We start from the raw sequence: 10,288 nt of genomic DNA, 5'->3' as shown, positions 1-10,288 counted from the left end.
CCCGTCCGGCCCGCTCCCCGCGCGGCGCCCGGGCCGCGCGACGGTACGCGAGCAGCGCGAGGGCCGCGCCGGCCACCAGCAGCACCGGGTACAGCACGCCGAACCACTGTTGCCAGCGTCCGCAGCCGTCCACCGGGCAGAGCCCGTGCGCCAGCGGCACCCCCTCCAGCAGGCCGCCCCGGATCCGGTCGGACCACGGCGGCTGCGGTCCGGTCTTCGTGCTGACCGCCCGGAACACCGACAGCGAGTCCTCACCGGGCCCGGCCCGCAGGTTGTCGACGATCATCGGGGCCACGCCGACGACCACCCCCGCCACCAGCAGCAGGCCGGACCAGCCCAACAACTCGCGCCGTACCGCCCAGACCAGGGCCAGCCCGGCCACCGCGAGGTACGGCAGGATCAGCCAGTCCGACCAGACGGACAGCCCGACGAGCAGCCCGAACAGGCCGATCGCGAGCCGTCGGCGGTGGACCGTGCCGGCGGCCAACCCCACGGTGATCAGCAGCATCAGCAGCACCGCCGGCTTCACCTCCGGCCGCCCACCGACGACGGTGAGCTGGTCGCGCACCACCCGCTCCGGTCCGAGCGCGAGCAGGCCCACCACGAAGGCGGCGAACCACGGCGTGCAGAGCCGGCGGGTCAGCCGGTGGATCAGGTAGAGGAAGACCGCGTACAGCGCGAGCATCGGCAGCCGCAGCACCGGCCAACTCGGCCCGAACACCGCCACCAGGGGAGCGGCCAGGTACGACTCCAACATCCCCATGTAGTGCTGGCCGTAGAGGAAGACCGGGTGTTCCCGGCCCTGCCCGATGTGCAGCGCGGCGAGGCCGAAGGTCGCCTCGTCGCTGTTCGACACCGGCACGGTGAACAACGTCAGGACCAGCCGGTAGACGACACCGGCGAGCCCGAACAGCAGCGCCACGAGCGCCGGCCGGTCGAGTCGCGGGCGCCATCGCCCGCCGTGCTGCTCTGGATGCGACACGACCAACGCCCCCGTCGTCGTCCCGACCGGAGTGTTTCACGTTCGGCCGGGCCGCCGAGGTGGATCGGCGTAGCCGGGGTCAGGCTGGATAGGCGCAGCCCGGTCGGCTCGCGTGGCCGTGGCTGTCGACGTGTGGCAGGGTTGGCGCGTGCCACCCACTCCCGCCGGCCAACTGGCCGTTCCGAACCTGCACCGGGCTGCGCGGATCGAGGACGCCGTGCACCAGCTCGTCGAGCGTCGGCTGCGGCGCACCGGCTGGCGGGTCAACATCGTCGCGTACACCGGCTACGGCGCGCCGGGTTGGGTGCGGGTGATGTGCCGGGTGCTGCTGGGTCGTCCGGACACCCGCCAGCGGGGTCGGCTGGACAAGGTCCGCGGCTGGCGCAGCTTCACCACCCTGCCCGCCAAGCACGTCACCGTGACCATCGAGGCCGGCGGGGTGTGCCACGAGACGCGGGCCGACCGCAGCGGCTTCGTCGACACGCTGGTCGAGGCCGACCTGCCGCCCGGTTGGGGTACGGTCCGGCTCAGCGTCCCGGACGCCGAGCCGGTGGACGCCCCGGTGCGCATCCTCGACCCGGACGTCAGGTTCGGCATCCTCTCCGACATCGACGACACGGTGATGGTGACCGCGCTGCCCCGACCGCTGCTCGCCGCCTGGAACACGTTCGTGCTCGACGAGCACGCCCGCGCGGCCGTGCCCGGCATGGCGGTGCTCTACGAGCGGCTGGTCACCGCGCACCCCGGCGCGCCGGTCTTCTACCTCTCCACCGGCGCGTGGAACGTGGCGCCCACGTTGACCCGCTTCCTGTCCCGGCACCTCTACCCGGCCGGGCCGCTGCTGCTCACCGACTGGGGCCCGACCGCCGACCGCTGGTTCCGCAGCGGTATGGAACACAAGCGGGTCACCCTGGCCCGACTGGCCCGGGAGTTCCCCGACGTGCGCTGGCTGCTGGTCGGCGACGACGGTCAGCACGACCAGGAGATCTACCGGGAGTTCGCCGCCGCCCACCCAGAGAACGTCGCCGGGGTGGCGATCCGCCGACTCTCCCCGACCCAGTCGGTGCTGGCCGGTAGCCTGCCCGCCCCGGCCGGCCGGCCGTCGTCGGGGCCGGTGGGGCAGAAGTGGCTGTCCGCCCCGGACGGCGCCGGCCTGTGGCAGTTGCTGCGCGACGCCGGCCTGGTCTGACCGGCCGGCCTCGTCAGTCCCGGCGGAGCCAGACGGCGCCCAGCGGCGGCACCTGGAGGGCCGCCGACGCCACCATCCCGTGCCACGGCACGTCCTCGGCCCGCACCGCGCCCAGGTTGCCCACCCCCGACCCGCCGTAGTGGTGCGCGTCGGTGTTGAGCACCTCCTGCCACGTCCCGCCGGCCGGCAACCCGATCCGGTAGTCGTGCAGGGGCTGGGCGGAGAAGTTCGCCACGCAGACAAGCGTCGAGCCGTCCGGGGCGATCCGGACGAACGAGACGGTGTTGTTGGCGACGTCGTCGCCGGCGATCCAGCGGAAGCCGGCCGGTTCGGTGTCCTGTGCCCAGAGCGCCGGGGTGTCCCGGTAGACCCGATTGAGGTCGGCGACGAGCCGTTGCACGCCGGCGCGGGCCGGGTCGTGCAGCAGGTACCAGTCGAGGCCGCGTTCCTCGCTCCACTCCCGGTCGTCGGCCAGCTCGGAGCCCATGAAGAGCAGTTGCTTACCGGGGTGCGCCCACATGTACGCCAGCAGCGCCCGCACGTTCGCCAGTCGCTGCCAGGTGTCGCCGGGCATCTTGCCGGCCAGTGAGCCCTTGCCGTGCACGACCTCGTCGTGGCTGATCGGCAGCACGTAGTTCTCGCTCCAGGCGTACGCCAGGGAGAAGGTGAGCTGGTGGTGGTGGTGCTGGCGGTAGATCGGGTCCTTCGAGGTGTAGAGCAGGGTGTCGTGCATCCAGCCCATGTTCCACTTGAAACCGAAGCCCAGACCGCCATCGGCGGTGGAGCGGGTGACGCCCGGCCAGGCGGTGGACTCCTCGGCGATCATGACGACGCCGGCGTGGTGCTTGTAGACGGTCGCGTTCACCTCCTGCATGAACGCGATGGCCTCCAGGTTCTCCCGACCGCCGTACTTGTTCGGGGCCCACTCGCCGTGGTTGCGGGAGTAGTCCAGGTAGAGCATCGAGGCGACCGCGTCGACCCGCAGCCCGTCGACGTGGAACTGGTCGCACCAGTAGAGCGCGTTGGCGACCAGGAAGTTGCGCACCTCGTTGCGGCCGAAGTCGAAGACGTACGTGCCCCAGTCGGGGTGCTCGCCGCGCCGCGGGTCGGGGTGCTCGTAGAGCGGGGTGCCGTCGAACCGCGCGAGGGCCCACTCGTCCTTGGGGAAGTGCGCGGGCACCCAGTCCAGGAGTACGCCGATGCCGGCGGCGTGCAGCTGGTCGACGAGGTGGCGGAACTCGTCCGGGTCGCCGAACCGGGAGGTCGGCGCGTAGTAGCCGGTCACCTGGTAGCCCCAGGAACCGCCGAACGGGTGTTCCATCACCGGCAGGAACTCCACGTGCGTGAAGCCCAGCTCGGTGACGTACGCGGTGAGTTGTTCGGCCAGCTCGCGGTAGCCCAGGCCGGGCCGCCACGAGCCGAGGTGCACCTCGTAGACGCTCATCGGCTCCTGGTGCGGCTGCCGTTCGGCCCGCCGGGCCAGCCAGTCCGCGTCGTTCCACCGGTACGTCGAGTGGTGCACCACCGAGGCGGTGGCCGGCGGCACCTCGGCGTACGCCGCGAGGGGGTCGGCCTTGTCCCGCCACTGACCGTCGGCGCCCAGCACCCGGTACTTGTAGCGGGCCCCGGCCCGGGCGTTGGGGACGAACAGCTCCCACACCCCGCTGGAGCCGAGCGAGCGCATCGGCCAGCCGTCGTCGGGGCCCCAGCCGGTGAAGTCGCCGACCACCCGCACCCCACGGGCGTTGGGCGCCCAGACGCTGAACGCCACGCCCTCGTCGAGGACCCGGGCGCCGAGCGCCTCCCACAGTCGCTCGTGCCGGCCCTCGCGGATCAGGTGCAGGTCCAGCTCGCCGAGGGTCGGCGGGTAGCGGTACGGGTCGTCGTGCGTGGTGCCGTCGACCTCGACCCGGTAGTCGAGCACGGTGCCGTCGACCTGCGCCTCGAAGACGCCCACGTCGTGCACCCGCTTCATGGGGTGCCGCTCGTCGCCGACGAGCAGCGTGACGTCGCCGGCGCCCCGGCGCATCGTGCGGATCGTCGTCGAGGAGTCGGCGGGGTGCGCGCCGAGCAGCGCGTGCGGGTCGTGCGTCGCGCCGGAGATCAGCTGGTCCATCGGGCGTCCTTCGGGGCGGGAACGGTCGGCGCGGAACGGGATGAGCGGGCGGCAGACGAACGGGCAGCCAGGCGCGACGCCACCGTGGCCGGCGTCGTCGTGGCCGGGATCGTCGTGGCCGGGGTCGCCGGGGTCGTCGTGGCTGGCGTCGTCGTGGCCGGCGTCGTCGGCGCGGTGCCGCCGGAAAGGTCGTCCGGCACCTCGGCGACGGTGAGGTCGGCGGGCTCGGCGCCCGCCGGCTGCGGCGCGGTCGGCGGGGTCGGGCGGCGCACGGTCAACACGTGCGCGGGTTGCAGGTACGGGTCGAGCCGGACCGCGTTGCGCTGACCCCAGTCGTAGCTGGTGCCGGTCAGCTCGTCGTGCACCGTGAACCGCTCGTGCCAGTCGAAGCCGAGCGCCGGCATGTCGAGGGTGGTGTTGCCCCACTGCACGGCGCGCGGGTCGAACGAGCAGATCACGATGACCGTGTTGCCGGTCTCCGGGTCGTGCTTGGACCAGCAGAGCAGCGCCGGGTTGTCGATCTCGTGGAAGCGCAGGTTGCGGAGCTGGTGCAGGGCCGGGTTGTCGTGGCGTACCCGGTTGAGGGTGGCCAGGAACGGCGCCAGCGAGCGGCCCTGCGCCTCGGCGCCGGCCCAGTCCCGGGGTCGCAGCTCGTACTTCTCGTTGTCCAGGTACTCCTCGGCGCCCGGCCGGGCCACGTGCTCGAACAGCTCGTAACCGGCGTACAGGCCCCAGGAGGGGGAGAGCAGCGCGGCCAGCACCGCCCGGATCTTGAACATCGGCGGGCCGCCGTGCTGCAACGACTCGTGCAGGATGTCCGGGGTGTTCGGCCAGAAGTTCGGCCGCATGTAGTCGGCCGCCTCGATCAGCTCCTCGCAGTACTCCCGCATCTCGGCGGCCGTCGTGCGCCAGGTGAAATAGGTGTACGACTGCGTGAAGCCGATCTTGCCGAGGCCGTGCATGATGGCGGGCCGGGTGAACGCCTCGGCCAGGAACAGCACGTCCGGGTCGACCGCCTTCACCTCGGCGATCAGCCAGTGCCAGAAGTCGAACGGCTTGGTGTGCGGGTTGTCCACCCGGAAGATCCGGATGCCCTCGCCGACCCAGTGCAGCACCACCCGCAGCACCTCGGCCCGGATGCCCTCCGGGTCGTTGTCGAAGTTGACCGGGTAGATGTCCTGGTATTTCTTCGGTGGGTTCTCCGCGTACGCGATGCTGCCGTCGGCCCGGGTGGTGAACCACTCCGGGTGCTCGGTGACCCAGGGGTGGTCCGGCGCGCACTGCAACGCCAGGTCCATCGCCACCTCCAGGCCCTGCGCCGCCGCCGCCTGGATGAAGGCCCGGAAGTCTGCCGGCGTACCCAGATCGGGGTGGATCGTGTCGTGGCCGCCCTCGGCGGCGCCGATCGCCCACGGCGAGCCCACGTCGGTCGGCCCGGCGGTGAGCGCGTTGTTGCGGCCCTTGCGGTTGACCCGGCCGATCGGGTGGATCGGCGGCAGGTAGAGCACGTCGAAGCCCATCGCGGCGACCCCCGGCAGGCGCTCGGTGGCGGTCGCGAAGGTGCCGGACCGGTCGCCCACCGCTCCTTCGGAGCGGGGGAAGAACTCGTACCAGGCCGAGTAGAGCGCCCGCTTGCGGTCAACCCAGATCGAGTACGTGTCACCGACGGTGACCAGCTCCCGTACCGGGTGCTCCCAGAGCAGGTCGGCCAGGGCCAGCGCCGGGTCGACCCGCTGGGCCAGCGGCAGGTCGGTGTCGACAAGCGCGGTGAGCGCGTCGGCCACCCGGGGCCGGTCGGCGGTCGGGACGAGGCCCCGGGCGGCGGCGAGCACCCGCGCGCCCTCGGCCAGGTCGTTGGCGAGGTCCTCCGGCCCCTGCCCGGCGGCGATCTTCTTGGTCACCGCGTTCTGCCAGGTCAGGTACGGGTCCTGGAACGCCTCTACGGAGAAGGTCCACGAGCCGACGGCGTCCGGTGCGATGGTGGCGTGCCAGCGGTCCTGGCCGGGCTCGCCGGGGCGCATCCGGGTGAACGGCCGGGTCGCGCCGTCCGGGCCGGCCCACACCACGTTGCAGCCCAGCGCGTCGTGCCCCTCCCGGTAGGCGCGCGCCGACACCGGAACCGGCTCGTCGACCACCGCCTTGGCCGGGTATCGCCCGCAGGAGACGACGGGGGAGACGTCTTCGATCGGGAACCGTCCAGTCACCCCGCCAACCTACTGCGCGAGATCCGTTCGCGCGCGGCCAAGCCCCCCACCCGCTGCTCCCCGCAGTGACATCACTCAGACCGCGTGTCGAGGCGTGTCGCGTATCGTTGGTATTACGTGACGGAGGTTCAGAGCATGCGGTTGAACAGCAAAGGGCAGGTGACGATCCCGGCGGCGCTGCGGGCTCGGTACAACCTGCATGAGGGCGACGAGGTCGATGTGGTCGAGGATGGTGGGGCCCTGCGCATCGTTCGCGTGCACGGTGCCGACACCCGTGGGGAGCGCCTCGTGCGCCACATGCGAGGTCGGGGGAGCGCCAAGGAGACCGAGCACATGTCCACCGAAGAGTTGATGGAGATGCTGCGCGGTGAGTGACCGGCTCCGCGCCCTGCCTGCCCGCTCACCGGATGCGACGACGACCCTGGTCGACACCAATGTGCTGCTGGACATCCTCACCGATGACCCCAAGTGGGCGGAGTGGTCCGGGACCGCCCTCGCCGAGGCTCGCGACGCGGGCAACCTGGTGATCAACCCCATCGTGTACGCCGAGGTGTCGGTCCGTTTCGACCGCATCGAAGAATTGGACGAGGCGTTGCCGGCGGGGGATTTCCTGCGCGAGGAGTTGCCTTACCTGGCGGGCTTCCTCGCCGGCAAGGCGTACGCGCGATATCGGAGGCTGGGCGGCGTGAAGCGGTCACCGCTGGCCGACTTCTACATCGGTGCACATGCGGCTGTGTGCCGATACAACCTGCTGACCCGCGATGGGGCGCGATACCGCACGTACTTCCCGACCCTGACGCTGACCACGCCGAGCGTCTGACCACACTGGGCCGCTGACCGCCGCTCCCGTCGTCCGGCCGTGGTCCGCTTGCGCGCGGCCAAGCACCTCGCCTGCCCTGCCCCGACGATCCGCGGGCTGCAAGATCGCGCAAAATCCTGGTTGTAGTGGCATCGGCGCGTCGGCGATGCCACTACAACCAGGTTCGAGCGTGACCATGACGGCGGTGGGCACCCCGAGCCCGGGTTCCGGTCTCGGGGGCGGTGCCGTGGCCCGGACTGCCGTCAAGATCCACACGGGTTCAAGGAAAGCGCGGTGTAGAGGCGACTTGGATGCGGCGGTTTCCTGAAACCCGAGTGGCTCTAGGCCGGGCGAGAGTCCGAACGGCGTCAGGCAGGCGGATTCGGTGCCACAAACGAACCCTTGCCCTGGCGGGTGACGATCCAGCCTCGCTCCTCCAGAATCCGGAGTGCGTAACGCACTGGCCAGGCGCTTGACTGGTACTGCTCGCGCATCTCGGCGATGGACGGCAGCTTGTCGCCTGGCTGCAATGTGCCCGCCCGGATCGAAGCCGATACGTCAGCGATGATCTGCTCGTAAAGCGGTGCCTGCGGCATGGTGGTGCCACCTCTCGTCAGCGCACCGATCTTCGCACCATGAGTGACACACCGTGCAGGCTCTGTTGACTGTGAAGGCAGTGCCTTCTAAGTTGAATGGCGACAGGGATCCTCTCGTCAGCAGCGGAGTGTCCCGAGTGGCCGAGCGGGGAACACGGAACGGCTTCCCCACGCGACCCGCCTCCTGACCTGCATCCTCCATCGCCCACCGATCACCACACACCACCCACCGACCATCTTCGTCGCGCCGCGAGGAGGCACAGTTGGACGAGCGTTTGCCGGATGGGCCGCTGCCGCCCGCGTACCCCGTTGCCGGGGCGCGGCCACCGCAGCCGGACGGGGATCGGGTGCCCGGTCCGGCCCGGCCGACGCGGGCGCCGCTCACCGGGCGGCAGTACGCCTACGGCATCGCGATCGCTGTGGTCGTACTCGTGCTGTTTGTGGTTGGGGTCCTGCGGTGAGCGCGACGGGCCGGCGGTGAACGAGCTGCCGGTGGGCCGCCGGGTCGCGCTGTGGCGGGTACGGCGGAACATGACGCAGCAGCAGTTCGCCGACCGGCTCGGCAAGTCGAAGAGTTGGGTGGACAAGGTCGAGCGTGGGGTACGTCGGTTGGAGCGGGTGTCCAACCTCCGGGAGGTCGCCGAGACGCTGCGCATCGACGTGGAGGTTCTGCTGGCGGCCCGGCCCGTGCGGCCGACTCCGGTCGCGGCCGGGGTGGACGCGGTGCGGACGGCGCTGGCCCGCTACCACCTACCGGGTGCGGACCGGCCGCCGCTGGTGGATGAGTTGCGGGCCCGGCTGGAGCACGCCGAGCAGAGCTATCGGCACGCCCGTTATCCGGCGCTGCTGGCCCTGCTGCCCGGTCTGCTCGACGCCGTCCGCGAAGCGCACGCCGCTCGCCCCGGCGCGGGGGACGTGCTGCTGGTGTCGGTGTACGGACTCATCGCGTTGGTGCTGGTCAAGGTCGACCAGGGGGAGTTGGCCTGGCTGGCCGCCGACCGTGGAATGACCGTCGCCTCGGCGACCCACGACCCACAGGTGGCCGGCATCGCGACCGTGTCACTGAGTCAGGCCCTGCGGTCTCGTGGTCGACGGCGCTCCGCCCTGGACGCCGCGCTCGTCGCCGCGGACCGCATCGGCACGCACGATGGGTCCCCGGCCAGAGCGTTGCGCGGGACGCTGCTCCTTCAAGCCGCCCTCGCCGCCGCGGGCGGGGGAGACGAACGCCTCGCGCGCGAGGCGCTCGACCAGGCCGCGGAGATCGCCCGAGACGCCGGTCGGGGCGACGGCGACGGTGGTGCTGGCTCGGGTGGTGCTGGCTGTGGCGGTGCGGTCTTCGGTGTCGGGGGTTTCGGTCAGGCGGCGGTCGAAGCGGCCCGGGTGGTTGCCGACACTGCCATCGGCGACGTCATCACGGCGACCGCCCGGCACGAGCGGCTGGCGGCCGGCGACGAGTGGCGGTGCCTGCCGCCCGAGCACCGGGCCGCGTACCTCCTCGATGTGGCCCGTGGGTACGCCCTGGCCGGCGACGTGTACCGCGCGGGCCGGGCGGTCCTCGACGCGGAGCGCACCGCCCGCAGTGAGGTGCACGACCGGCCGGCGGTACGGAAGCTGGTCGCGGTCGTGTGGCGGTCCGCCGACGCACCGGCCGGCCTGGCCCAGCTCGCCGCCGCCCTCCGCGTCACATGACGCACGCCCCGCGATCGGGCTGGGGGCAGCTCCGCCTGCCGGCTGTCTACGGAGGTGGTAGTGGTTGCGGCGCGGGACCTGTTCGGGGTCGAGCCAGGCGGGTGGCACGAATTCGGGGTGGCCGTCGCCGCCGAGTCGGACGCTCCAGTCGCTGCGGTGGACATGTCGGTGGTGATGCCTGCAGAGCAGCACGGCGTTGTCGAGGCTGGTGGTGCCGCCCTCGGCCCAGTGCCGGATGTGGTGGCCGTCGCACCAACGCGGTGGGCGGTCGCAGCCGGGAAACGCGCAACCCCGGTCGCGCAGCACGAGTGCGCGTCGCAGCGGACCGCTGATGAGGCGGCGTTGCCGGCCGACGTCGAGCGGTTGACCGTTGCCGCCGAGCACTGCGGGCAGGATCGCCGCGTCGCAGGCGAGCCGGCGCACGGCCTCGGGGGTGAGGTGCGGGCCGATGTCGAGAGCGCCGGTGCCCAACTGGCGGGTCAGCCCGTCGTAGCCGGTGGTGACGACGACCTGGGCGGGACCGCCGCCGTTCTCGGGTAGCTCACCGGTACGAAGGGCGAGCCGGCACACGTCGGCCAGGGCGTCGTGGCGGCGTTGGCCCGGGGTGCGGGTGTCGTCGGGCCCGGTGGGCGTGGTGAGCGGGTCGATCGCGGCGCGCAACGCGGCGGCGGCTTCGGCGTCGAGGATGCCGGCGAGGCGTAGCCGGCCGTCGG

General features: G+C 71.9%; 8 protein-coding genes and 2 pseudogenes. 5 read left to right on the top strand and 5 right to left on the bottom strand.

All coding sequences use genetic code 11. The features are described from left to right. Positions 1–1,022: pseudogene (locus PSH25_RS15075) on the bottom strand (ArnT family glycosyltransferase); the annotation flags it as partial. A 108-nt stretch (positions 1,023–1,130) separates the two neighbouring features. Here PSH25_RS15075 and PSH25_RS15070 point away from each other — a divergent pair. Further along, a complete protein-coding gene (locus PSH25_RS15070; protein ID WP_238659688.1) occupies positions 1,131–2,171 on the top strand; it encodes an App1 family protein phosphatidate phosphatase in 1,041 nt (346 codons plus the stop codon). A gap of 13 nt (positions 2,172–2,184) precedes the next feature. Here PSH25_RS15070 and glgB read toward each other — a convergent pair whose 3' ends face one another. Both glgB and PSH25_RS15060 read right to left on the bottom strand, forming a co-directional pair. Then, positions 2,185–4,287 carry a 1,4-alpha-glucan branching protein GlgB gene (gene glgB / locus PSH25_RS15065; protein ID WP_238659687.1) on the bottom strand — a complete coding sequence of 701 codons (2,103 nt, stop codon included), beginning with the start codon at positions 4,285–4,287 and terminating at the stop codon, positions 2,185–2,187. Then, the gene (locus tag PSH25_RS15060; protein ID WP_238659686.1) at positions 4,275–6,491 is read right to left on the bottom strand and encodes an alpha-1,4-glucan--maltose-1-phosphate maltosyltransferase; all 2,217 of its coding nucleotides are present in this window, start codon (positions 6,489–6,491) and stop codon (positions 4,275–4,277) included. Before PSH25_RS15060 ends, glgB begins: the two co-directional genes overlap by 13 nt. 135 nt (positions 6,492–6,626) lie before the next feature. Between PSH25_RS15060 and PSH25_RS15055 the strand changes: the two genes are divergently transcribed. After that, complete coding sequence (locus PSH25_RS15055; RefSeq protein ID WP_238659685.1) at positions 6,627–6,866, top strand: AbrB/MazE/SpoVT family DNA-binding domain-containing protein; 240 nt, start codon at positions 6,627–6,629, stop codon at positions 6,864–6,866. Continuing rightward, the gene (locus tag PSH25_RS15050) at positions 6,859–7,311 is read left to right on the top strand and encodes a type II toxin-antitoxin system VapC family toxin (protein WP_238659684.1); all 453 of its coding nucleotides are present in this window, start codon (positions 6,859–6,861) and stop codon (positions 7,309–7,311) included. The genes PSH25_RS15055 and PSH25_RS15050 overlap by 8 nt, the downstream gene beginning before the upstream one ends. Before the next feature lie 347 nt (positions 7,312–7,658). Here PSH25_RS15050 and PSH25_RS15045 read toward each other — a convergent pair whose 3' ends face one another. After that, on the bottom strand, positions 7,659–7,886 hold the full coding sequence (locus PSH25_RS15045) for a winged helix-turn-helix domain-containing protein (protein ID WP_238659683.1): 228 nt from the start codon (positions 7,884–7,886) through the stop codon (positions 7,659–7,661). A gap of 263 nt (positions 7,887–8,149) precedes the next feature. Between PSH25_RS15045 and PSH25_RS15040 the strand changes: the two genes are divergently transcribed. Together PSH25_RS15040 and PSH25_RS15035 are read left to right on the top strand one after the other, a co-directional pair. Then, positions 8,150–8,347 carry a hypothetical protein gene (locus PSH25_RS15040; RefSeq protein WP_238659682.1) on the top strand — a complete coding sequence of 66 codons (198 nt, stop codon included), beginning with the start codon at positions 8,150–8,152 and terminating at the stop codon, positions 8,345–8,347. Between the two features lie 16 nt (positions 8,348–8,363). Then, positions 8,364–9,575, top strand: coding sequence for a helix-turn-helix domain-containing protein (locus tag PSH25_RS15035; protein WP_238659681.1), 1,212 nt, complete (start codon positions 8,364–8,366; stop codon positions 9,573–9,575). 48 nt (positions 9,576–9,623) lie between these two features. Here the strand turns inward: PSH25_RS15035 and PSH25_RS15030 are convergent. Next, positions 9,624–10,288: pseudogene (locus PSH25_RS15030) on the bottom strand (HNH endonuclease signature motif containing protein); the annotation flags it as partial.

The sequence above is a fragment of the Micromonospora foliorum genome (assembly GCF_022229015.1).
Lineage (GTDB): Bacteria > Actinomycetota > Actinomycetes > Mycobacteriales > Micromonosporaceae > Micromonospora > Micromonospora foliorum.
The sequence above is the reverse complement of the archived record's forward strand: the minus strand, read 5'-3'. Positions and strand labels throughout refer to the sequence as shown.

What these genes read in the sequence shown, in the direction of transcription:
- glgB (WP_238659687.1), bottom strand. Translation starts at nt 4,287, where the DNA reads ATGGACCAGCTGATCTCCGGCGCGACGCACGACCCGCACGCGCTGCTC.
- PSH25_RS15055 (WP_238659685.1), top strand. Translation starts at nt 6,627, where the DNA reads ATGCGGTTGAACAGCAAAGGGCAGGTGACGATCCCGGCGGCGCTGCGG.
- PSH25_RS15045 (WP_238659683.1), bottom strand. Translation starts at nt 7,886, where the DNA reads ATGCCGCAGGCACCGCTTTACGAGCAGATCATCGCTGACGTATCGGCT.